The sequence below is a fragment of the Nocardioides sp. TF02-7 genome (genome assembly GCF_022437945.1).
GTDB lineage: Bacteria > Actinomycetota > Actinomycetes > Propionibacteriales > Nocardioidaceae > Nocardioides.
Map to the genome: position 1 here is coordinate 4,715,218 of NZ_CP092535.1, position 22,614 is coordinate 4,737,831.

At 72.5% G+C, this 22,614-nt stretch carries 16 protein-coding genes, 1 tRNA gene and 9 pseudogenes; 10 read left to right on the forward strand and 16 right to left on the reverse strand.

Translation table 11 applies throughout. From position 1 onward, the window contains the following. Window positions 1-14 precede the first annotated feature (14 nt). On the reverse strand, window positions 15-335 hold the full coding sequence (locus MF408_RS24485) for a hypothetical protein (protein ID WP_240249740.1): 321 nt from the start codon (window positions 333-335) through the stop codon (window positions 15-17). A 515-nt stretch (window positions 336-850) separates the two neighbouring features. Beyond that, a pseudogene (locus MF408_RS24490) lies at window positions 851-1,252 on the reverse strand (RNB domain-containing ribonuclease); the annotation flags it as partial. On the opposite strand from MF408_RS24490, the gene yaaA reads away from it, so the two are divergent. Both yaaA and MF408_RS24500 read left to right on the forward strand, forming a co-directional pair. Further along, a complete protein-coding gene (yaaA, locus tag MF408_RS24495) occupies window positions 1,196-2,665 on the forward strand; it encodes a peroxide stress protein YaaA (protein WP_240252171.1) in 1,470 nt (489 codons plus the stop codon). The pseudogene MF408_RS24490 and the gene yaaA sit on opposite strands and share 57 nt — an antisense overlap. 2 nt (window positions 2,666-2,667) lie before the next feature. After that, window positions 2,668-2,919 (forward strand): annotated as a pseudogene (locus MF408_RS24500) (Txe/YoeB family addiction module toxin); the annotation flags it as partial. 26 nt (window positions 2,920-2,945) lie between these two features. On the opposite strand, the gene MF408_RS24505 reads toward MF408_RS24500, so the two are convergent. The 3 genes and pseudogenes from MF408_RS24505 to MF408_RS24510 form a co-directional block, all read right to left on the reverse strand. Continuing rightward, complete coding sequence (locus MF408_RS24505) at window positions 2,946-4,133, reverse strand: bifunctional RNase H/acid phosphatase (RefSeq protein WP_240249741.1); 1,188 nt, start codon at window positions 4,131-4,133, stop codon at window positions 2,946-2,948. Window positions 4,134-4,136: 3 nt separating this feature from the next. After that, window positions 4,137-4,229 carry a hypothetical protein gene (locus MF408_RS27560; RefSeq protein WP_345893984.1) on the reverse strand — a complete coding sequence of 31 codons (93 nt, stop codon included), beginning with the start codon at window positions 4,227-4,229 and terminating at the stop codon, window positions 4,137-4,139. A 755-nt stretch (window positions 4,230-4,984) separates the two neighbouring features. After that, a pseudogene (locus MF408_RS24510) lies at window positions 4,985-5,914 on the reverse strand (Nif3-like dinuclear metal center hexameric protein); the annotation flags it as partial. A 417-nt stretch (window positions 5,915-6,331) separates the two neighbouring features. Between MF408_RS24510 and MF408_RS24515 the strand changes: the two are divergent. Then, a pseudogene (locus tag MF408_RS24515) lies at window positions 6,332-7,462 on the forward strand (APC family permease); the annotation flags it as partial. Window positions 7,463-7,534: 72 nt separating this feature from the next. On the opposite strand, the gene MF408_RS24520 reads toward MF408_RS24515, so the two are convergent. Continuing rightward, entirely contained in the window at window positions 7,535-8,152 is a 618-nt protein-coding gene (locus MF408_RS24520; RefSeq protein WP_240249742.1) for a hypothetical protein, read from the reverse strand. Between the two features lie 104 nt (window positions 8,153-8,256). Next, window positions 8,257-9,810, reverse strand: a complete 1,554-nt coding sequence (locus MF408_RS24525; RefSeq protein ID WP_240249743.1) for an AMP-binding protein — start codon at window positions 9,808-9,810, stop codon at window positions 8,257-8,259. Between the two features lie 141 nt (window positions 9,811-9,951). Between MF408_RS24525 and MF408_RS24530 the strand changes: the two genes are divergently transcribed. The 4 genes and pseudogenes from MF408_RS24530 (at window position 9,952) to MF408_RS24545 (ending at window position 12,448) form a co-directional block, all read left to right on the forward strand. Beyond that, window positions 9,952-10,341 carry a hypothetical protein gene (locus MF408_RS24530; protein ID WP_240249744.1) on the forward strand — a complete coding sequence of 130 codons (390 nt, stop codon included), beginning with the start codon at window positions 9,952-9,954 and terminating at the stop codon, window positions 10,339-10,341. After that, the gene (locus tag MF408_RS24535) at window positions 10,256-11,794 is read left to right on the forward strand and encodes an ATP-binding protein (protein WP_240249745.1); all 1,539 of its coding nucleotides are present in this window, start codon (window positions 10,256-10,258) and stop codon (window positions 11,792-11,794) included. Before MF408_RS24530 ends, MF408_RS24535 begins: the two co-directional genes overlap by 86 nt. Next, a pseudogene (locus MF408_RS24540) lies at window positions 11,779-12,060 on the forward strand (response regulator); the annotation flags it as partial. The gene MF408_RS24535 and the pseudogene MF408_RS24540, both read left to right, overlap by 16 nt. Before the next feature lie 124 nt (window positions 12,061-12,184). Further along, window positions 12,185-12,448: a winged helix-turn-helix domain-containing protein gene (locus tag MF408_RS24545; protein WP_240249746.1), complete on the forward strand. Its 264-nt coding sequence runs from the start codon at window positions 12,185-12,187 to the stop codon at window positions 12,446-12,448. Window positions 12,449-12,456: 8 nt separating this feature from the next. On the opposite strand, the gene MF408_RS24550 is transcribed toward MF408_RS24545, so the two are convergent. The 8 genes and pseudogenes from MF408_RS24550 to MF408_RS24580 form a co-directional block, all read right to left on the reverse strand. After that, window positions 12,457-13,011, reverse strand: a complete 555-nt coding sequence (locus MF408_RS24550) for a protein kinase (RefSeq protein WP_240249747.1) — start codon at window positions 13,009-13,011, stop codon at window positions 12,457-12,459. A gap of 363 nt (window positions 13,012-13,374) precedes the next feature. Continuing rightward, entirely contained in the window at window positions 13,375-13,773 is a 399-nt protein-coding gene (locus tag MF408_RS24555) for a hypothetical protein (protein WP_240249748.1), read from the reverse strand. Between the two features lie 102 nt (window positions 13,774-13,875). After that, window positions 13,876-13,947, reverse strand: a tRNA-Val gene (locus MF408_RS24560). Between the two features lie 556 nt (window positions 13,948-14,503). Next, the gene (locus MF408_RS24565; protein WP_240249749.1) at window positions 14,504-15,004 is read right to left on the reverse strand and encodes a peroxiredoxin; all 501 of its coding nucleotides are present in this window, start codon (window positions 15,002-15,004) and stop codon (window positions 14,504-14,506) included. Further along, window positions 15,001-15,375, reverse strand: coding sequence for a hypothetical protein (locus tag MF408_RS27565; protein WP_345893815.1), 375 nt, complete (start codon window positions 15,373-15,375; stop codon window positions 15,001-15,003). Before MF408_RS27565 ends, MF408_RS24565 begins: the two co-directional genes overlap by 4 nt. A 96-nt stretch (window positions 15,376-15,471) precedes the next feature. After that, window positions 15,472-15,657, reverse strand: a pseudogene (locus MF408_RS27570) (acyl-CoA synthetase); the annotation flags it as partial. A 115-nt stretch (window positions 15,658-15,772) separates the two neighbouring features. Continuing rightward, window positions 15,773-16,621: pseudogene (locus MF408_RS26390) on the reverse strand (AMP-binding protein); the annotation flags it as partial. 43 nt (window positions 16,622-16,664) lie between these two features. Further along, complete coding sequence (locus MF408_RS24580) at window positions 16,665-17,093, reverse strand: DUF3052 domain-containing protein (protein ID WP_240249750.1); 429 nt, start codon at window positions 17,091-17,093, stop codon at window positions 16,665-16,667. 227 nt (window positions 17,094-17,320) lie between these two features. On the opposite strand from MF408_RS24580, the pseudogene aceE reads away from it, so the two are divergent. Further along, window positions 17,321-20,058 (forward strand): annotated as a pseudogene (gene aceE / locus MF408_RS24585) (pyruvate dehydrogenase (acetyl-transferring), homodimeric type). 2 nt (window positions 20,059-20,060) lie between these two features. Here the strand turns inward: aceE and MF408_RS24590 are convergent. Beyond that, window positions 20,061-20,924, reverse strand: a complete 864-nt coding sequence (locus MF408_RS24590) for an alpha/beta fold hydrolase (RefSeq protein ID WP_240249751.1) — start codon at window positions 20,922-20,924, stop codon at window positions 20,061-20,063. Between the two features lie 919 nt (window positions 20,925-21,843). Here MF408_RS24590 and MF408_RS27575 point away from each other — a divergent pair. Both MF408_RS27575 and MF408_RS24595 read left to right on the forward strand, forming a co-directional pair. Continuing rightward, window positions 21,844-21,933 (forward strand): annotated as a pseudogene (locus MF408_RS27575) (hypothetical protein); the annotation flags it as partial. Between the two features lie 202 nt (window positions 21,934-22,135). Then, window positions 22,136-22,330 carry a helix-turn-helix domain-containing protein gene (locus MF408_RS24595; RefSeq protein ID WP_240249752.1) on the forward strand — a complete coding sequence of 65 codons (195 nt, stop codon included), beginning with the start codon at window positions 22,136-22,138 and terminating at the stop codon, window positions 22,328-22,330. Window positions 22,331-22,614 lie beyond the last annotated feature (284 nt).

The window sequence follows — 22,614 nt, forward strand, 5'->3', positions numbered from 1 at the left end:
CTGCGGTCGTCGGCTCAGACAAGGCGGAACGCCACCTTCCGCGCCGCGAGGTCGGCGGTCTCGAGCAGGACCCGCACCTCGGCGCCGAGCGGGAGCGCGCGACCGGCGGTCACGGGTGCCTCCACGCCGAGGTCCTCGAGCAGCACCACGCCCCTCGTCGGGTCGTTGTCGCGGACGCTCGTGACGACGGCGGCGAGCTCCTCGCCGACCCTGCCGGACAGCAGGCCCGCCTCGACCACGTCGAGCACCGCTCGCTCGTAGGCGCCGGCGCGTCGCGCGGACGCCTCGAGCGTCGCCGGCAGGCCGGGCAACGCCTCGAGCGCCCAGGCGGGCACCGGCCGGCCGGCCGCGAGCGCGAGGCACGTCTCCAGCGCGTAGCGGTCGCCCAGCCGGCGCAGGGGGCGCGGTCACGTGTGCGTAGGCCGCCGCGATCGCCGCGTGGCCGTGCTCCGCCGGCACCTCGCCCTCGAACGCCGCATAGCCGCTGCCGCGCAGCAACCGGGTGCAGGCGACGACCATCGCCTGGTGCGACGGCCGGTCGGGGTCCAGCGAGCGGACGAAGTCGGCGTACGCCGTCTCCTCCGGCCACGGGACGTGCAGGGCCTGCGCGACCCGGCGCAGCCGGGCGACGTCGCGCGGGTCGGCGGGCGGCAGGGTCCGCAGCAGCCCGACGCCGCCGTCGACCATCAGCCGGGCGGCCGCGATGCCCGTCAGCAGCGACACCTGCGCGTTCCACTGCTCGACCGGCAGCTGGCTGCGCAGCTGGAGCCGGAACCCTCCGTCGGGGGGCGACGTCGACCTCCTGCTCGGGCAGCGGCAGCGAGACCCCGCCTCGCGCGGTCTCCTGGTCCAGCCGGAGCCGGCCGACCTCGCGGACGAGGGGCAGGACGTCGCCGGCCGCCGCGTCGGCGTCCAGCGCCTCCTGGGCGTCGGCATAGGACCACCGCTCGCGGGAGCGGACGAGGGCGCGCTCGACGGTGACGTCGGTGCAGGTGCCCGCGGCGTCGAGCACGAGCGACCACAGCACGGCCGGACGGGTCTCCCCCGGCAGCAGCGACGCGGCGGCCTCGGAGAGGGCGGGTGGGTGGAGCGGGATCCTGCGGTCGGCGCCGTAGAGCGTCTCGCCGCGTCGGTGGGCCTCGAGGTCGACCGGTCCGCCGGGCCGCACGAACGCCGCGACGTCGGCGATCGCGTAATGGACGGCGTACCCGCTCCCCCGCCGCTCGACGTGGACCGCCTGGTCGAGGTCCATGGAGCCCTCGGGGTCGAGGGTGAGGAACGGGAGGTCGGTGCGGTCGAGCTCCGGCAGGGCCGGGCGGGCCGCGGCGTCGGCGGCGGCCTGCTGCACCTCGGCCGGGAAGTCGCCAGGAAGGCCCAGCTCCTCCTCCACCGCCCGCAGCGCCGCCCGCATCGCCGCCGAGCTCGTCCGGACGCGGACGGGGAGGTTGCGGGGCACGCACCGACCTTAGGGGACCCACCACTAGCCTGGTCGCTCGTGTTGATCCTGCTGCCGCCCAGCGAGGGCAAGGCCGCGCCCGGGCGCGGGCGGCCGCTCGACCTCGGCACCCTCTCGATGCCGTCGCTCACGCCCGCGCGCCGCAAGGCGGTCGACGCACTGGTGTCACTGTGCCGCAGCGACCCCGAGCACGCCGGCACGGTGCTGGGCCTCTCGCGCACCCAGCTCGACCTCGTCGCCCGCAACGCCGGCCTGGCCGAGGCGCCCACCGCGCGGGCCGACCGGATCTACACCGGTGTGCTCTACGACGCGCTCGACGCGTCCTCGCTCTCCGCGGCGGCGAAGCGGCGGGCCGCGTCGCGGGTCGCCGTCACCTCCAGCCTGTTCGGCCTGGTGCGCTTCGGCGACCGGATCCCGGCCTACCGGCTGTCCGGCGACGCGACCGTGCCCGGGCTCGGCCAGGTGGCCGGGTGGTGGCGCGAGGCGCTGGGCCCGGCGGTGACGGAGGCGCTCGGCCGCGGCCTGTTGGTCGACCTGCGCTCGAGCACGTACGCCGCGTTCTGGCGGCCGCCCGCCGAGCTGGCGTCGCGGGTGGCGACGGTGCGGGTGCTGCACGAGGTCGGCGGCCGCCGCCAGGTGGTGAGCCACTTCAACAAGGCGACGAAGGGCCGGCTGGTGCGCGCCCCTGCTCGAGGACGGCGGCGACCCGCGCTCCCCGGCCGCGCTGGCCGAGCTGCTCCGGGCGCTCGGCTGGACCGTCGAGGTGGGCGAGCAGACGAGGAAGGGCACCCAGCTCGACGTCGTCGTCAGCGAGCTCTGAGGAGCGGACGCCGCGGTCAGACGGTTCGCCGCTCACCGCAGCCGGCTGGAAGCCACACGGACGCCAGCGCGTGCACTCGCGTTTGCGCGCGTGCCGCCAAGACTGTACGGTTTCCTGTACAGGAGGAAGTCATGAAGACGATGAGCTACACCGAATCGCGCGCCCGCTACGCCGAGGTTCTCGACAGCGTGGTCAACGACCGCGAGGAAGTCGTCATCACCCGAGCCGGGCACGAGCCAGTCGTGCTGATGTCCCTCGCCGATTTCGAGTCGCTGCGCGAGACCGCCTACCTCATGAGGTCACCGGCCAACGCTCGCCGTCTCCTCGACGCGATGGAGCGGCTCGAGGCCGGCCACGGCGAGCAGCACACCCTGGTCGACTCCGACTGAGCATGTTGCTGGTCTGGGACGCCAACGCCTGGGAGGACTACCTGTGGTGGCAGGCCCAGGACCGTCGTGTCCTCAAGCGCATCAACCTGCTGATCCGAGACATCGAGCGCAACGGCAATCAGGGGGTCGGCAAGCCGGAGCCCCTCAAGCACGACTTCGCGGGTTATTGGTCCCGCCGGATCACCGACGAGCACAGGCTCGTCTACAAGGTCACCGACACCGAGGTCCGCATCGCGGCCTGCCGCTACCACTACGGCCGCTGGATTCCGGTGAGGTCCCGTTACCAGCGGCCGGTGTCGAGCAGGTCCCGCTCCCCGGGCGGCAGGGCGTTGTAGAGCCGCAGCGAGGCGCTCACGCGGTCGGTGTCGGGCTCGGGGTAGTAGGACACGACCGTGACCGAGGCCGGTGAGAGCTCCATCCGGAACACCGCCTCCAACGGAGCGCCGAGGGCGCGCGCCACGAGGGTCTTGATGGGCGTCACGTGGCTCGCGACCACCACGGTGCGGCCGGCGTGCCTCGCGAGCACCCGCTCGAGGCCGGCGACGACCCGCGCCTCGACCGCGCGGAACGACTCCCCGCCCCGCGGCGCGGCCTCGAGGTCGGTCAGCCAGGCGTCGAGGCCGCCCCGGTCGCGCTCGGCGACCTCCGCGAACGTGAGGCCGTCCCACGCGCCGAACTCCATCTCGGCGAAACCGGGCTCCTCCTCCACCGGAAGGCCGAGCTCGGCGGCGACGATCTCGGCGGTCTCGCGGGTGCGACGGACCGGTGAGCACACGACGGCGCCGATCCGGTCGCCCAGCTCGGCCAGCCAGCGGGCCGCCTCGCGGACCTGCGCCTTCCCGGGCTCGCTCAGCCCGGGGTTGTCGCCGCCGAGCCCCCCGGAGAACCGCTTGGCCGAGGTGTGCTCGGTGACCCCGTGCCGCAGCAGCACGAGCGTGGTCGGGCCGGTCGGCGCCTCGGCCTCCGGGCTCGAGACCTCCTCGATCAGCGACTCCGGCTCGTCCGGGACCTGGTCGCCGGCCGTCGGCTGGGTGCGGACGGTGACCCCGTCGCGCTTGCCGTCCAGCGCCTCGTTGGCGAGCCGGTCGGCGTGCTTGTTGCGCTCCCGGGGCACCCAGGTGTACGTCGTGCCGAACGGCGCCAGCCGGTTGGCCTCCATCGCCAGGGGGCGCATGTCGGGGTGCTTGATCTTCCAGCGGCCGCTCATCTGCTCGACGACCAGCTTGGAGTCCATCCGCACCTCGATGTCGGCGCCCGGCGCATAGAGCTCCGCGAGCCGCAGGCCGGCGATCAGGCCGGAGTACTCCGCGACGTTGTTGGTCGCCACCCCGAGGGTGCGGGCGTCCTCGGCGATGACCTCGCCGGTGTCGGCGTCCTTGAGCACGGCGCCGTACGCCGCCGGGCCGGGGTTGCCGCGCGACCCGCCGTCGGCCTCGATGAGGACCGAACGGGGTCCCTCACCTGCCACCGCTCAGAGCCCGCTCTCGTCGGTGCGGACGAGGATCCGCTGGCACTCCTCGCAGCGGACCACGTCGTCGCTCGGCCGGGTGCGGATCTGCGCGATCTCGGCGTTGTCGAGGGGTCAGCATGCAGCCGCCGCACTGCCGGGCCCGCAGCTCGGCCGCCCCGACGCCGCCCTTGTTGGCGCGGAGCCGCTCGTAGAGCGCGAGGAGGTCCTCGGGGACGTCGGCGACGACCGGCAGCCGGGCGCCCGAGACCCGCGAGAGCTCGGCGTCGATCTCGGTGCGCCGCATGCTGCGGGACTCCTGGAGGCCGGCGAGCTTCTCCTCGATCGCGGCGAGCTCCTCCCTGGAGGGTGGTGAGCTCCTCCTGGGCGTCCTCCAGCTGCTGCATCACCTCGAGCTCCTCGTCCTCGAGGGTCGCGATCCGGCGCTCGAGGGTCTGGAGCTCGTGCTGCATCCGCTCCAGGTCCTTGGGGTTGGTGATCAGCCCCTGGTCCATCCGGTCGCGGTCGCGCTGGCGGCGCGCCTTGACCTGCTCGACGTCGGCGTCGGCCTTCGCCTGGGCGGCGGTGAGGTCGTCGACGACGATCTGCTGGTCGCGGCTCCTGCCGACGAGCTGGTCGCGCCGCGACGTGAGGTCGGTGATCTCCGCGTCCTCGGGCAGGTGCGCCCGCTGGTGCCGGAGCTGGTCGGCCTCGGCGTCGAGCGCCTGCAGGTCCAGCAGCTTGCGCTGTGCGAACGGGTCGGCCTTCATAGCCGCATTGTCCAGGGGATCGGTGCACGTGGTGCTCACCCGGGTCTCGACGTCCCCGCCGAGGGCGGACCGCAACCGCTCCTCGACCACCGGGAGCCAGGTCCACTCCGCTGCCCAGTGCGCCACGTCGAGGAGGGCGGGACCGCCCTTCTCGACGAACTCCGAGGCGGGGTGGTGGCGCAGGTCGCTGGTGAGGTAGGCGTCGACGTCGGTGCCGGCGACCCGGTCGAGCAGGAAGTCCCCGGCTCCGCCGCAGACCGCCACCTTGCGCACCGTCCGCTCGGGGTCGCCGGCGACCCGGACACCGTGCTGCGTGGGCGGCAGCACCGCGGCGACGTGCCGGGCGAACTTGCCGAGGGTGGTCGCCGGCACGGCACCGACCCGGCCGGTGCCGGTCGGCAGGTTGCCGGGGTCGGCGAGCTCGACGACGTCGTACGCCGGCTCCTCGTAGGGGTGTGCGGCGAGCATCGCCTCCACCACCGCCCGACGCAGGTGCCGGGCGAGCACCACCTCGATCCGCGCCTCGGGGACGGTCGCGATCTCGCCGACGGCGCCGATCATCGGGTTGGCACCGTCCAGCGGCCGGAACCGGCCCTCGCCCTCGCTGGTGTAGGAGGCGAAGTCGTAGTCACCGATCCGGCCTGCGCCCGCCTCGGCCATGGCGGCGCGGACCGGAGCAGCCGCGTCGGACGGCACGTACACCGTCAGCTTGTCGATCGGCTCCCCCGCGGCCGGCACGAGCGGCTCGAGGTCGGTGAGCCCGAGCGCCCGGGCCAGGGACTCCGACACCCCGCCTGCTGCCTGGTCGGCGTTCGTGTGCGCGGTCAGCAGCGCGCAGCCGGCACCGGCCAGCGTCGCGAGCGTCCGGCCCTTCGGCGTGGTCGCCGGGAAGCCGTGCACGGGCTTGAGGAACAGCGGGTGGTGCACCAGGAGCAGGTCGGCCTTCCACTCCGCTGCCTCTGCGGCGACGGCGGGGGCCGGGTCGACGGCGAGCAGCACCTTCTTCACCGGCCGGTCGGGGTCGCCGAGCACCAGCCCGACGGCGTCCCAGCTCTCGGCGGTGGCCGGGGGTACCAGTCGTGGATGAGGTCGAGGACGTCCCTGAGTGCCGGCATGGCCGTCAGGCTAGCGGTCACCGCGGAGGGGTTGCCGAGCCGCGGTTGCGGGTAGCGAAGGGGGTGCACCACCACAAGGGAAGAAGGACGACCGTGAGCGACACCGCGACCCGCCGACCTCCTCAGGAGGAGAAGCTGCGCCGGGCGGTGACCGGCCGCCTCCTGTTCTTCTACGTGCTCGGGGACGTCCTCGGCTCCGGCATCTACGCACTGATCGGCGTGATGGCGTTCACCGTCGGCGGCGCCTTCTGGCTGTCGTTCCTGGTGGGCGTCTCCATCGCGCTGCTCACCGGCTTCGCCTACGCCGAGATGATCACGAAGTACCCCCCAAGCGGCGGGCGCCGCGCTCTACGCGCACAAGGCGTTCCGCAGCCGCCCGGTCACGTTCCTCGTCACGTTCTGCCTGCTCGCGGCCACCGTCGCCGCCGCCGGGACGCTCGCACGGGTCTTCGGCGGCACCTACTTCCAGTCCTTCGTCGAGGGCCTGCCGGTGACGCTGGTGGCGATCGCGTTCATCGTGGTGCTCTCGCTGCTCAACATCCGCGGCATCTCGGAGTCGGTGTGGACCAACTTCGTGATGACCCTGGTCGAGACCGCCGGCCTGCTGCTGATCCTCGTCATCGGCGCGACCGTCCTCGGCAGCGGCGACGCCGACCTCTCCCAGCCGTTCCAGCTCAACGACGGCAATCCCGCCCTCGTCGTGCTCGGCGGCGTCGCCCTCGCGTTCTTCGCGATGACCGGCTTCGAGAACGCCGCCAACCTCGCCGAGGAGACGAAGGACCCGGTGCGGGTCTACCCGAAGGCACTCCTAGGCGGCATGTTCCTCGCCGGGGTGCTCTACATGGTGATCGCGTTCATCGCCTCGATGGTCGCCCCGATGTCACGACTCTCCGCGGACGGCGGTGAGGGCGGCAGCCTGCTCACCGTCGTCGAGGCCGGCCCGCTGGGCGTGCCGGAGACGGTCTTCTCCGCGATCGCGCTGGTCGCGGTCACCAACACCACGCTGGTCTCCCTGGTCGCGCAGTCGCGGATCATGTACGGCATGGCGCGGCAGGGCGTCGTACCCCGCGTGTTCGCCCGCACCCACCGCACCCGGAACACGCCGTGGGTGGCGATCGTCTTCACCACCGCCCTGGTCTGCGGCCTGCTGGCGACGGCGGACGTCGACCGGCTGGCCACCGTGACGGTGCTGTTCCTCATCGTCGTCTACGGCATGGTCTGCGTGTCCGCCCTCAAGCTGCGCGGCACCGACGTCGGTCACCGCCACTACCGCGCGCCGACCGCCCTGCTGTGGCTGGGCGTCCTCGCCAACGCCGGCATCCTGGTGCACACGGCGATCGAGGACCCCGGCGCACTCGTGTGGTGCGCCGGGATCCTCGCGGTCGGCGGCGTCCTCTACTTCGTGAACACGATGGTCACGAAGGGCGACCCGGAGCCGGTCGACGAGGACGCAGTCGAGGCCTGAGCGCGACCACGTCTGAAGGGGCCTGCAGGGGCATGCAGGGTCATACAGAGGCCTGCAGGGGCCGGCGGCAGGTCAGTGGGAGATGCGGTTGTTGCCGGGGCCACCGACCAACGTGTCGGAGCCCAGTCCGCCGCGCAGCCAGTCACGCCCACCGCCGCCGTAGGCGCGGTCGTTGCCCTTGGCGCCGTTGAAGAAGTCGTCGCCGGCGCCGCCGTACATCACGTCGCGGCCGGCGTCCGCGAGGACCCACAGGCGGAAGCCGCGGGGCAGGTCACGCCCGTCGACGTAGTCGTTGCCGAGGCGCGGCCACACCTGGACGAACATCCGGTCGTGGAACCGCTTCGGGAGCGCGCACACCACGGAGATGCCCTTCCGGACCTTCTGGCGCTTGCAGATCTTCGGCATGGAGTTGACGCGGAGCGTCTTGGTGTCGCGGTAGCGGATGCGGTTCCGCTGCTCGTCGAGGGTGATGGTCAGCCGGGTGTTGTGCTTGCCGGCGATGTAGACGATGCCGTGCTTCGACATCCTCATCACGGCCTGCTTGCCGATGCCGTTGACCTTGGCATCGCCGGGGCCGAGCATCAGCGGCGGCAGCTTGTCGCCGGCGTGGGCCGGGGCGACGCCGACCGGACCGGCGGCGAGGAGAGCGGACATGAGCAGGGCCACGACGCCCGAGATGGTGGCGCGCACTTTCGTACCTCCTGGAATTGGCAGCCACCGACTGTAGGGGACACGCGGTGCGACGCGAATTCCAGGGACGAGACGGACGCCACAGACGGCTGTCCCCCGGCCGGTCAGTTGACCTTGCGGTCGTAGCCCTCCCAGTACGGCGCCCGGAGCTTGAACTTCTGCAGCTTCCCGGTGGCGGTGCGGGCCAGGGTGTCGGGGAACTCCACCGACGTGGGGGCCTTGTAGCCGGCCAGCCGCTGCTTGCACCACGCGATCAGCTCGGCTTCGGTCTCGGCCGAGGGCTCGTGGCCCTCGCCGAGCACGACGAGCGCCTTGATCGTCTCGCCCCACTTCGCGCTCGGCACGCCGATGACGGCCACCTCCGCGACCGCCGGGTGGGAGAACAGGCAGTCCTCGACCTCGATCGAGGAGACGTTCTCCCCGCCGGTGATGATCACGTCCTTCTTCCGGTCCGCGATCGTCAGGTAGCCGTCCTCGCCGATGTAGCCGCCGTCACCGGTGTGGAACCAGCCGCCGGCCAGCGCACGCTCGGACTCCTCCGGCTGGTCCCAGTAGCCCTCGAGCACGACGTTGGACCGGGCCAGCACCTCACCGGCACCCTCCTCGGACTGGTCGATCTCCAGCCGGACGCCGAGCGCGGGCGCACCCGCGCGGGTCAGCCTCTGCGCCCGCTCCTCGGCCGGCAGGTCGTCCCACTCCGCCCGGCTCCGATTGATCGTCAGCAGCGGCGAGGTCTCGGTGAGCCCGTAGATCTGGATGAACTCCCAACCCAGCTCCTCCTGCACCCGGACGATGGTCCGCGTCGGCGGCGGTGCCCCGGCCATGATGATCCGCACCCTGTCCCGGCCGGGGATCTCCCCCTCCCACGTCTGTGCCGCCTCCAGCACCGCCGCGGCCACGGCCGGCGCGGCACACATCACGGTCACCCCCTGGTCACGGACCCGGCGCAGGATCTCCGCACCGTCGACCTTGCGCAGGATCACGTGCCGCGCGCCGACCCCGGTCATCGCGAACGGCATCCCCCACCCGTTCGCGTGGAACTGCGGCAGCGTGTGCAGGTAGACGTCGCGGTCGCTGATCGTCGTGTGCAGCCCGAACGTGACCGCGTTGACCCAGGAGTTGCGGTGGGTGATCTGCACGCCCTTGGGCCGCGCGGTCGTGCCCGAGGTGTAGTTGATCGTCACCGTGGCCGCCTCGTCGGGCTGCCACTCCGCCGGCTCCGCGCCCACAGGCGCGTAGAGGTCGTCGTCGTGACCGAGCACGAACTTGTGCTCGCAGTCGACCTCCTTCAACGACTCCTCCAGCTCCGGGTCGACGTAGAGCACCCGCGCGCCGGAGTGCTCGACGATGTAGCGCACCTCGTCGGGCCGCAGCCGGAAGTTCACCGGCACCAGCACCCGTCCCCAGCCGCACACGCCGAAGAACGACGTCAACAGCCGGCTGCTGTTGTGGCTCACCACCGCCACCCGCTCCCCCACGCCGATGCCGAGCTCGTCCAGCTTCGCCGCCTGCCGCCGCGCCAGGTCACCCATCTGCCGGTAGGTCAGCTCGCCCTGGCCCGGCGCCGGCTGGTCCGGCTCGTCGACCACACCGACCCGGTCGCCGTAGACCCTCACCGCACGGTCGAGGAAGTCGCGGACACTGAACGGAACGAACATCGAGGGCCTCCCGGGGCTGTCGCCGTCGTGACGTGGGCCACTCTAGGCCGGTCGTCGATCGCGACCGCGCCGCCGCCCGGATGAGAGTCCTCTCATGGCCGTCTCACCGCCCCGCCACGGTGGGGGCAGGATCGTGGTGCCATGAGCCCGCTGCTGAAGATCCTGCTGCCGTTGGCGGTGGTGCTGCCGTTGGCCGCCTTCGTCCTCGGCTCGCTGGCCTCCAGCGCCGACGACGAGCCACCGGCTCGGGAGCCGATCGTGCTGGAGGAGGACCCGACCACCCCCACGACCCGGCCCACGCAGGACCGCACTCCTCCGCCGCGGGCGCCGGACGGCCGCCCCGACGACCCCGACGACCGCGACGACCGCGACGACCGCGACGACGATGACGTCGTGGTCGTCACCCCCCGCCCCCACATCGACCCCGACGACGACGATGACGGGGATGACGGGGATGACGGGGATGACGGCGACGACGATGACGGCGACGATGGGGACGATGACGACGGTGACGACGGAGGCGATGACTGAGCCGGCGGAGCGCCGGCCCGGCCTGTCCGTCCGTGTCCGGATCACCGCCGCGGTCGCCGCGCTCGTGACGCTCGGGCTCGTCGCGACCGGCCTGATCGCCTACGTCCTCGAGCTGCAGCGGGTGGAGGACTCCGTCCAGCGGGAGGTCGAGCAGGAGCTCGACGAGTTCGCCCGGTTGCGCAACGAGGGCGTCGACCCCCTGACGGGACGCCCGTTCGGCGTGGAGTCGCTGCTGTACACGTTCCTCCAGCGCAACGTCCCCGACGACGACGAGCTGCTGGTCGGCTGGGTGGACGACCGCCCCCGCTTCGAGTTCCCCAGGGACCCGCTCGTCAACGACCCGGAGTTCCGCAGCGCCGCCCAGCGGGTGGCCCGCGACGGCGGCACCACCCGCCTCGAGACCGCCAAGGGCGAGGTGCGGATCACCGGCCAACCGGTGTCGCAGGGAAGCACGCGAGGGGCGTTGCTGGTCGTCGCCTACCTCGACGAGGACCGCGACGAGCTCAACGCGACCATGCAGACCTACGCGATCGTGGCCGTGCTGTCCCTCCTGGTGATCACGGGCGCGGCGTGGTGGCAGGCCGGCCGGCTGCTGTCGCCGCTGCGCGCGTTGCGGCGTACCGCGGAGGAGATCGGCGGCACCGACCTCTCCCGCCGGGTGCCCGAGACCGGCAACGACGACATCACGGCACTGACCCGCACGGTCAACGGCATGCTCGACCGGCTGGAGGCCGCGTTCGTCGGGCAGCGGCAGTTCCTCGACGATGCCGGGCACGAGCTGAAGACGCCGCTCACCATCCTGCGCGGGCACCTGGAGCTGGTGGACCTCACCGATCCCGACGAGGTCGCGGAGACCCGTGAGCTGCTGCTCGACGAGGTGGACCGGATGTCGCGGCTGGTCGAGGACCTGATCCTGCTGGCCAAGAGCAACCGGCCCGACTTCCTGACGCTCGACGACGTCGACGCCGGCGAGCTGGTCAGGACGGTGCTCGCCAAGGCGCGGGCGCTCGGCGACCGGCGGTGGGTGCTCGACGAGGCGCCCGACGACGCGGTCCTGCTCCTCGACGAGCAACGGCTGACCCAGGCCCTGCTGCAGCTGGCCCACAACGCCGTCAAGCACACCGATCCCGGCGACGAGATCGGACTCGGGGCGAGCGAGGAGCGCGGGGAGCTGCGCTGCTGGGTCCGCGACACCGGACCCGGCGTGCGCCCGGCCGACCGGGACCGGATCTTCGAGCGGTTCGGTCGCGCCGACGTACGTCCCGGCGACGAGGGGTTCGGCCTCGGCCTGTCCATCGTGGCCGCCATCGCCCGCGCCCACGGCGGCACGGCCCACGTGGAGGACCCATCCACCGGCCGCGGGGCCCGGTTCGTGGTCGCCGTCCCCGCCGTCCGGCGCGACCACGCCCCCGGCGACGCACCCATCCAGGAGGTCACGTGGCCCGCATCCTGATCATCGAGGACGAGGACCGGATCGCGTCGTTCGTCGCCAAGGGCCTGCGGGCGGAGGGCCACACAGCGGTGGTCGCCGCCGACGGCCCGACCGGGCTCGACCACGCCCTCGGCGGCGACTTCGACCTCGTCGTCCTCGACATCGGCCTCCCGGGGATGGACGGCTTCGAGCTGCTCGAGCAGCTGCGCGCGCAGGGCTCACGGGTGCCGGTCATCGTCCTGACCGCCCGGGACTCGGTCACCGACACGGTCTCGGCGCTGGAGGGCGGTGCCGACGACTACATGGCCAAACCGTTCCGGTTCGCCGAGCTGCTCGCGCGGGTCAAGCTCCGGCTGCGGCAGGGGAGGCACCGCCGACGGCGACCGGGCCGACACCCTGACCGCCGGGGGCGTGGTGCTGGACGTCCGGACCCGCCGGGCGCGGGTCGACGGCCGCGAGGTCGACCTGTCCGCGCGGGAGTACGCCCTGGCCGAGGTGTTCCTCACCAACCCCGGCCAGGTGCTCTCCCGCGAGCAGCTCCTCGACCACGTCTGGGGCTTCGACTTCGACCCCGGCTCCAACGTCGTCGACGTCTACGTCGGCTACCTGCGCCGCAAGTTCGGCGCCGCCACCATCAGCACGGTGCGTGGCATGGGCTACCGCTTCAACGGCTGAACCGGCCGTCAGACGGCACGCGCGTTGACCTTGAACGTCAGCTTGGGGGCGGGGAGGGCCGCGAGCACCGGCTCGAGCGCGTGCACGACCCTCCCGCGGGAGCGGACGGTCCTCGGGACGCGGCTCGAGAGCGGCGTGCACGACCTCGGCGACGGGCGCGGGGGACCCGTCCCGGCAGCGCCCGCGGCGGGTCGAGCAGCTGCGGGTGGCGCTCGGCCGGCTCCGTCGCGTGCCGGTCGCCGTCGCGGAACGGCCGCTCCCCCCGCGATCGCGTGGAACAGCGTCGCGCCGAGGCCCCAGACGTCGCTGGCATAGCCAGGCACGTCACCGGCGATGCCGGGCACCGCCTGCTCGGGCGCCATGTAGGCATCGGTGCCGATGAGGCTGGTGATCTCCGCCGCGCTCGCCGACGACCGGGCCACGGAGAAGTCGATCAACCGGGCCGGGGAACCCATGATGACGTTGCTCGGCTTGATGTCGAGGTGGCAGACGTCGGCGTGCCGGAAGAAGTGGAGCGCCGAGGCGAGGTCGACGGCGAGCGGCAGGTACTGCTGCTCCGACAACCGGCCGTGACGCCGGATCAGCGTCGAGAGCCGCGGGCCCCTCGATGTGCTCCATCACCAGGTGTGGCCGCGGGCCGTCGACGTCGTGCCGGAGCCGGCGTACGACGACCGGGTGGGTGGCCACGTCGAGGGCGGTCGCCTCGCGCTCCAGGCCGTGCAGGGTCTCGGGGTCGTCGACCTCGGTGGGCCGCACGACCTTGACGACGACGGGACCGAAGGTGATCTCGTCGAAGGCGAGGAACGCCTCGTAGGCCGACCCGCCCCCGAGCAGCCGCATCGCGGTCAGCTCGGGGGTGATCGCGTCGCCCTCCTGCAGGTGCCAGCTCTCGTCGGTCACCGGGGTGGGGATCGCTGTCATCGGGCTCAGCGGGTGTTGTTGCGGCTGCGGTCGTTGGTCTTGTTGCGCGACCAGTCGCGGGTGCGGTCGCCGCCGTCCCGCGTCCAGTCCTTGACCTTGCGTCCGCTGCGGCTGTCGTCGCGGCCGCTCTTGTTGCCGGAGCGGGAGTTGTCGCCCCGGGTGTTGCGGCTGCGGCTGCGGGTGTTCTTCGACCGGGTGTTGGTGTTGTCGCGCACCATCTTGCGGGCGCTGTCGTCGTCGTCATCGTCGTCGTCGACGAGCACGATGTCGGGGGTGTCCTCGTCGCGCTTGAGGGCCGCACGCTCGTCGCTGGCGGTAGCGCCCTGCTGGAGCGCCAGCAGGCCGGCGGCCACCAGGCCCGCCATCGTCAGCGTCAGCACCCGGAGCGGGTTGATCTTCTTCATCTCGGTCCTTCCTCGTGTCTGTCTCACGGACACGAGAAGTAGACCGAGCGGCGGTGAGGGACCGGTGAGGCGCGGATGAGAGGACTCTCACGGACCTGGCGGTGGGCGCAGCAGGGATCGAACCTGCGACCACTGGTTTGTAAGACCAGGGCTCTACCGCTGAGCTATACGCCCGATGTGCGGCGGCGAGCCTACCCTGCGCCCGCCCGGACGGACGTGCGCGACCGAACCCCGGCGGCGCCGGGGGCCGGTCGCCGGGTGGCGCCGGGGCCGACATGACGGGCAAAACCTCCACTTGTCCGGCATTGCTTTGCCCGACATGTTGAGGTTTCCCCGGTCGGCCGGGGAAACCTCACGTCGTGACCGCTCGCGCTCCCGGCCGGCAGCGTGGCGGGAGGCGGTGCCGCCCGTTGCGGCCCGCCGGCCGACGGCGGCTGGCCAAGACCGGGCGGCAGCGCCGGAGACACGCTCGGCCAGAAACCCGGCCGGCAGCGTGGCGGGAGGCGGTGCCGCCCGTTGCGGGCCCGCCGGCCGACGGCGGTCGGCCAAGACCGGGCGGCAGCGCCGGAGACACGCTCGGCCCGAGGTCGAGGCCGAACCGCTGGCGTCTCGGGTCACCAGCGGTTCGACGAGTAGAACTCTAGCGCTCGGGGCGGGCGGCGCAAAAGAGATTTGCGGGAAATCGGCCGGATTTCCGCATGACCCGTCTAGACCGGGCGGTTGGAGCGGGTCAGGCTGCGGCGAGGAGCCGGGTGAGGTGCTCGTCGAGGTCGCGCCCGACGGGTTCGGGGTTGTGGACGGCCCAGGTCAGGTTGCCGGCCTTGTCGACGACGTACGACGAGCGCCGGGCGGCTCCGCGGACGGGGTCGAACACGCCGTAGGCCGAGGCCACCTCGCCGTGCGGCCAGAAGTCGCTGAGGAGCGGGAAGTTGAGGCCGTCGGTGTCGGCGAACGCGCGGAGCGCGAACATGGGGTCGCAGGAGATGGCGAGCACCTCGGTGTCGAAGGTGAGGAACTCGTCGAGCCGCGCCCGGACCTGGCTCATCTCCCCGGTGCAGACGCCGCTGAAGGCGAAGGGGTAGAAGAGGAGCAGCACCGCCTTGCTGCCGCGGTACGACGACAGCGTCGTGTGCTGCCCGAACTGGTCGCGCAGCGTGAAGTCGGGCGCCGGGCCGCCGAGGGCGAGGCCGCCTCCGGTCGCGGCGCCGGTCGAGGTGCCGGCGGGCGTCATGCGTCGTCCGTCCGGGAGGCCAGGTCGCGCTTGAGCACCTTGCCGGTGGCGTTGCGGGGCAGCTCGTCGAGGAAGTCGACCTCGCGCGGCACCTTGTAGCGGGCGAGGTTGGCCTTCACGTGCGCCTTGACGTCCTCCTCGGTGATGTCGGAGCCGTCGGCGCGGGCCACGAAGGCGCGGAGCCGCTGCCCGAACTGGTCGTCGGGGACGCCGACGGCGGCGACCTCGGCGACTCCGTCGAGCCGGGCGATGCAGTCCTCCACCTCCTTGGGGAAGACGTTCTCGCCGCCGGAGACGATCATCTCGTCGTCACGTCCCTCGACGTAGAGCCGGCCGTCGTCCTTGAACCGGCCGACGTCGCCGGTGGCCATCAGCCCGTCGACGACCTCCTTGCCACCGCCACCGGTGTAACCCTCGATCTGCAGGTGGTTGCCGACGAAGATCCGGCCGGTCTCCCCCGTGGGCAGCTCGCGGCCGTCGGCGTCGTAGATGCGCACGACGGTCGCGTGGGGCACGTGGCCGGCGGTGCCGGGCGCCTCCCGGAGGTCGGCGGGGCCGGCGATGCTGGCCCACGCCACCTCGGTGGAGCCGTAGACGGAGTAGAGGTGGTCGCCGTAGCGGTCCATCCACCTCGTCGGCAGGTCGCCGGGCAGGGCGGAGCCGGACGAGGCGACCGCCTTGAGGGGAGCGCAACGGGTGGCGGTCGAGCGTCTCCTCGGGCAGCTCGAGGATCCGCTGCAGCATCACGGGGATGACGACGAACGAGTCGTAGTCGTGCTCCTCGAGCAGCCGCAGCGCCGTCTCGGGGTCGAACCGGCGGTGGAGCACCATCGTGGTGCCGAGCAGCATCGAGAGCTGGTAGTGGGCGAAGCCCCAGGTGTGGAACAGCGGCGCGGCGATGTGGCAGGTCCACCCGCGGCGCAGCGGCATCCGGGAGAGCAGCGACACCGCCGCCGGGATGCCGCCCTGCGGCCGGGGGGCTCCCTTCGGCGTGCCGGTGGTGCCCGACGTGAGGATGATCGTCCGCGAGGTCCGCTCCGGGGGCGTGAGGTCGGCAGTGGTGCCCGCGTCCCGGATCATGCCCTCGAGCGTGTCGGGGGTCGCCGCGCCGTCGGTCCAGCCGACGACCTGCTCCTCGATGCTCACACCCGACAGCAGGTCGGCGAACTCCTCGTCGTAGACGACCACCCGCGGCTGCTCGCGCTCGACGACGTCGGCCAGCTGCGGGCCGGCGAACGCGGTGTTGAGGTAGAGCACGTCGGCGCCCAGCTTGCTGACCGCGATCGAGGCCTCGACGAACCCGCGGTGGTTGCGGCACATCACCGCCACGCCGTCGCCCTCACCGACGCCGCGGGCGCGGAACGCGTGCGCGAGGGCGTTGGTACGGCGGTGCAGCTCGCCGAAGGTGACGGCGCCGAGCTCGTCGACGATCGCGATCGCGTCGGGCTGGCGCAGCGCGAGCGTCTTGAACCCTCCCGCCGGCGTGGTGCCCCACTGGCGCAGCGTCGTGGCCATCCCGAGCAGGGTCCGCGGGCCGTAGGGCCGGACGATCCCGGCCTCGGTGAGCGTCCTCAGGCTGACCGCAGCATCGCGCGCCCGGGTGGAGATCGATCCCATGGGGGCGACGCTACAACGTCCGGTCGGGCACCCGACGCCCTGCTCAGGAGATGGTTTTGGGCGCGATCAGCTTGGTCGCGACCCAGTCCTTGCTGACCGAGGCGGTGGTGGTCAGTGCGAGCCCGGCGACGGGTGCCGCCTCCGCGATGTCGGCGGGGTCGACGGCGTTGGGCCGGCCGACCTTGGGGGTCAGCAGCCAGATGACGCCACCGCCCACGAGGTCGGTGATCGAGTCGAACAGCCCGTCGACGAGGTCGCCGTCGTCGTCGCGCCACCACAGCACGACGGCCTCGACGACGTTGCCGTACTCACCGTCGACCATGTCGCCGTCGATCGCGTCCTCGATCGCGATCCGCAGCTCCTCGTCGGTGTCCTGGTCCCAACCGAGTTCCTGGACGACCATGCCCGGCTTGAAGCCGAGCCGGCTGACGGTTCCTGTCTGGTCGGATCCGCCGGCGGCGGTCGAGCTCACGAGGTGCCTCCAGTTCACGCTGCATCGGGGTCGTCACGGCGGCGGAGCCGTCGTGCGGTGGGAGTAGTCCAGCGGAGTTGTGCGAGCCGCGCAAGCGGCGCGCCCGGACGGGACCGTCTCGGCTACTCCTCGGTAGATTTGGTGGTTGGGTGATCAGTGCCACGATTGAGGGGTGACCGGAGACCCCGCAACCACCTCGACGTCCCCCCAGCCAGCCCGCACCGGCGGTGATCCACGAGGGACTTCCCACGCAGCTGCCCGACATCGATCCCCAGGAGACCCAGGACTGGATCGAGTCGTTCGACGCCCTCGTCGACGAGCGCGGACGCGAGCGCGCGCGCTACGTCATGCTGCGCCTGCTGGAGCGCGCGCGACAGGCCCAGGTCGGCGTGCCCGCGCTGCGCAGCACCGACTACATCAACTCGATCCCGCCCGAGCGCGAGCCGTGGTTCCCGGGCGACGAGGAGACCGAGCGACGGATCCGCGCGTTCATCCGCTGGAACGCGGCGGTCATGGTCTCGAGCGCCAACCGCAAGGGGCTCGAGGTCGGCGGCCACATCGCGACGTACCAGTCGAGCGCCAGCCTCTACGAGGTCGGCTTCAACCACTTCTTCCGCGGCCGGGAGCACCCCGGCGGCGGCGACCAGATCTACATCCAGGGCCACGCCTCCCGGGCATCTACGCCCGCGCCTACCTCGAGGGGCGGCTCACCGAGGACCAGCTCTGCAAGTTCCGCCAGGAGGTCCAGCACGGGCCGGGCGCCGGGCTGTCGTCCTACCCCCACCCCCGGCTGATGCCGGACTTCTGGGAGTTCCCCACCGTGTCGATGGGCCTGACCGCCATCGGCTCGATCTACCAGGCACGGTTCAACCGCTACCTGCACAACCGCGGCATCAAGGACACCAGCGACCAGCGCGTGTGGGCGTTCCTCGGCGACGGCGAGATGGCCGAGCCGGAGTCGCTGGGCGCCATCCGCATCGCCGCCCGGGAGGAGCTCGACAACCTGGTCTGGGTCGTCAACTGCAACCTGCAGCAGCTCGACGGGCCGGTGACCGGCAACGGGAAGATCATCCAGGAGCTGGAGGCGAACTTCCGCGGGGCCGGCTGGAACGTCATCAAGGTGATCTGGGGCCGGGAGTGGGACGAGCTGCTCGCCCGCGACGTCGACGGCGTCCTCGTCAACCAGATGAACACCACGCCCGACGGCCAGTTCCAGACGTTCTCGGTCGAGGACGGCGCCTACACGCGGGAGCACTTCTTCGGTCCCGACCCGCGGCTGCGCCGCATGGTCGAGCACATGAGCGACCGGCAGATCGAGAAGCTGCCGCGCGGCGGCCACGACTACCGCAAGGTGTACGCCGCGTTCGACGCGGCCACCAAGCACGTCGGCCAGCCGACGGTGATCCTGGCGAAGACCATCAAGGGTTGGACGATCGACGCCCTCGAGGGCCGCAACGCCACCCACCAGATGAAGAAGCTGACGATGGCGGACCTGAAGAAGTTCCGCGACCGGCTCTACCTGCCGATCTCCGACCGCGAGCTGGAGACGACCTACGAGGAGACCGGCACGGCGCCGTTCTTCCACCCCGGGGCCGACGCCCCCGAGATCGAGTACATGATGGAGCGGCGCCGGACCCTCGGCGGGTCGCTGCCGAAGCGGGACGTCCGCGCGAAGCCGCTGACGCTCCCCGGCGACAAGGTGTACGCCGACCTCAAGCAGGGGTCGGGCAACAACAAGATCGCCACCACGATGGCGGCCGTCCGCCTGCTGCGCGACTGGATGAAGGACCCCGAGATCGGCAGCCGGATCGTGCCGATCGCACCCGACGAGTACCGCACGTTCGGCATGGACTCGATGTTCCCGTCGGCGAAGGTCTACGACCCGGCCGGCCAGACGTTCGAGTCGGTCGACCGCAAGCTGCTGCTGGCCTACAAGATGTCGCCGCAGGGCCAGATGCTGCACGAGGGCATCTCCGAGGCCGGAGCGATGGCGTCCGCGACGGCCGCCGGGTCGGCGTACTCCACCCACGGCGAGCACATGATCCCGTTCTACATCTTCTACTCGATGTTCGGGTTCCAGCGCACCGGTGACTCGATCTGGGCGATGGCCGACCAGCTGGCCCGCGGGTTCCTGATCGGCGCCACCGCCGGTCGCACCACGCTCACCGGCGAGGGGCTCCAGCACGCCGACGGCCACTCCCCGCTGCTGGCGGCCACCAACCCGGCGGTCGTCCACTACGACCCGGGCTACGCCTACGAGATCGCGCACATCATGCGCAGCGGCCTCGAGCGGATGTACGGCACCGGCGGGCCCGACGGCAACGGCGAGAACGTCATCTTCTACATCACGGTCTACAACGAGCCCGTGAGCCAGCCGGCGGAGCCGGAGGACGTGGACGTCGACGGCATCCTGCGCGGCCTCCACCAGGTGGCGCAGGACGACGGCGAGGGGCCGCGGGTGCGGCTCATGGCCTCCGGCGTGGCGCTGCCCTGGATCGAGGACGCCGCGCGGATGCTCCGCGAGGAGTGGGGCGTGCGGGCCGACCTGTGGTCGGTCACCTCGTGGAACGAGCTGGCCCGCGACGCCGTGTCGGCCGAGCAGTGGAGCCTGCTCAACCCCTCCGAGACGCCGCGGACGCCGTTCGTCACCGAGAAGCTGATGGGCTCCAGCGGCCCGGTCGTGGCGGTCTCCGACTACATGCGGGCGGTGCCGCTGCAGATCGCGCGGTGGGTGCCGGAGGACTACCGCGTGCTCGGCGCCGACGGCTTCGGCTTCGCCGACACCCGGCCGGCGGCCCGGCGGTACTTCCAGATCGACGCGCAGTCGGTGGTCGTCCAGGCGCTCCAGGCCCTGGCCGACGCCGGTGACCTCGACCCCGCGCTGGTCGAGAAGGCCGCGAGCCAGTACCGCATCGACGACCCGACCGCCGTGGCCGGCGTCCAGCAGGAGGGCGGCGACGCCTGACGCTAGGCGCCGGTTGCGGGGCCGGCGGAGGCTGCTGTGTCCTCCAGGCCCTCCAGGCTCCGCAGCCGGCGCTCGTCGCCCTGCTCGCCCTCGCGCAGCAGGCGACGGAACCGGGCGCGGCTGTAGCTCGCCGGTGCGGTGGAGCTGATGAACCGGTCGAGGAACGCCGCGAACGCCTCGGGGTGGTCGCGGTGCGGGAAGTGGCCGGCGTCGGCCATCACCTCGACCATCGCGTCGGGTGCCAGCGCGGCGGCGTTCTCGGCGTGGTGCGCAGGGATCACCTGGTCGTCGCGGCCCCAGACCACGGCCATCGGCATCGCCTGGCTCAGGTAGGCGCGGTCCGACATGGTGACGATCTGGCCCCGCCAGTCGATCACCGCGCGCACCAGGTGACGGATCGCGAACCGGGTGCGCCGGTCGCTCCAGGAGTCGAGGATGCAGGCGACCTCGTCGAGGTCACGGGTGTAGCGACGCGCCGGTCCGCCGCCGTGGCGGGCGAGGGCGCGCAGCACGCCGGTCTCGGCGTGGCGGATCCCCGGCAGCGTGAGCACCGACATCGCCGCCTCCCACCCGGGCGCCTGGATCAGCCGGATCAGCGGCGTGACCTCCGGTCCGAGGCCACCGGACGCCACCAGGGCGACGCGCTCGGTCCGCTCGGGGAACTGGTAGGCGAACTGCATGGCGATCCCGCCGCCGAAGCTGTGGCCGACGACGGTCGCCTTGTCGATGCCGAGGATCGTCAGCAGGTCACGCATGCCGTTGGCGTAGCCGCCGAGCGTGTAGTCGGCGCGCGGCTTGTCGGAGAGCCCGTGACCGAGGAGGTCCGGGGCGATCACCGTGTACCGCTCCGCGAGGAGCGGGATCACCGGGTCCCACGTGGTGTGGTCGCAGGCGAGGCCGTGGAGCAGGAGGGAGCGTCGGGCCCGAGCCGGCCTTCACGAACGCCCGGCGCTTGCCGTGCACGGTGACGACCTGCACCTCGCCGGCGGCCGCGTCGGTCATCGGGTTCCTTCCCTGGGGTGATCGAGAATTCAACCATGCCGGGTCGCGGGACGGCACGGGGCTCCTCGCCACGCGGTCGGGACTCCTAGGCTGGCCACGTGCCGCCCCAGGACCCCCGCACGCGTGCCGTGAGCCAGCTCCGCAGCTCCTCCGGATCGCTGAGCACCGCCGCGATGACCCGGATGGAGTCCGACCTGCCCTGGTTCGGCGAGCTCGGCGCCCAGGAGCGGTCGTGGGTCGGGCTCATCGTCCAGGCCGGTGTCCGCGGGTTCGTGGACTGGTACGCCCGGGGCGACGAGGTGCCGGAGGGCACACTGGTGGCGGCGTCGGTGTTCGGTGCCGCGCCCCGCACCCTCGCCGGGACGATCTCGTTGCAGCAGACGGTCGACCTGATCCGGCTGACGATCGAGGTCGTCGAGCACAACCTCGACTCGATCCTCGACCCCGAGGTGGCCCCCGACGTCCACGACGCCGTGCTGCGCTACGCCCGCGAGATCGCCTTCGCCACCGCCGAGGTCTACGCCCGTGCCGCCGAGGTGCGCGGCGCGTGGGACGCCCGCCTCGAGGCGCTCGTCGTCGACGCCGTGCTGCGGGACGAGACCGACGACGCGGTGCTCTCCCGGTCCAGCGCGGTGGGCTGGCGGGCGCGCGGCGACGTCGCGGTCGTCCTGGGCTCGGTGCCGGAGGAGCACACCGAGGCAGGCGTGGTCGACGCCGTACGGCGGGCCGCGCACGTCGGCGGCATGGACGCCCCTGGGCGCGGTGCAGGGGCACCGCCTGGTCGTGATCCTGGGTGGTGTCGTCGACGCCGAGAAGGCGGCGACGGCGGTCGTCGGGCTGTTCGGCGACGGCCCCGTGGTGGTCGGCCCCGTGGTGGCCGACCTGGGGCACGCCCACGTGTCCGCGCGGTCGGCCGCAGCAGCGCTGCGCGCCGCGCCCGGGTGGCCGGAGGCGCCGCGCCCGGTGCGCAGCGCCGACCTGCTGCCCGAGCGGGTGCTCGCGGGCGACGAGCTCGCACGCGTCGAGGTGGTCGACGGGGTCTTCCGGCCCCTCGACGAGGCGCGGGGGGACGCTGGTGGAGACGCTGTCGGCGTACTTCGCCCACGGCTCCTCCATCGAGCCGACCGCCCGCGCGCTGTTCGTCCACCCCAACACCGTGCGCTACCGGCTGGGGCAGGTCGCGGACCTGACCGGGTTCACCCCGTCCCGCCCGCGGGACGCCCTCACGCTGCAGATCGCGCTCGCGCTGGGGCGCCTCGGCGCCCGGTGACCGCCGCGGGTTCTTTGTAGGAACCCCACAAGCGACCGTCGGGGAGTTCGTGTGTGCCGGAGGCGCGTCCGGGCGGGTCGTCACGGCAGTCTGGACGGGTGCTCGTGATCGTGGCTCCCGGACAGGGGGCACAGACCCCCGGATTCCTCACGCCCTGGCTGGCGGACGAGACGTTCGCCAACCGCTTCGACTGGCTCGCCACGGTCGCCGGGCTCGACCTGGCGCGCTACGGCACCACCGGCACCGCCGACGAGATCCGCGACACCCGCGTGGCCCAGCCGCTG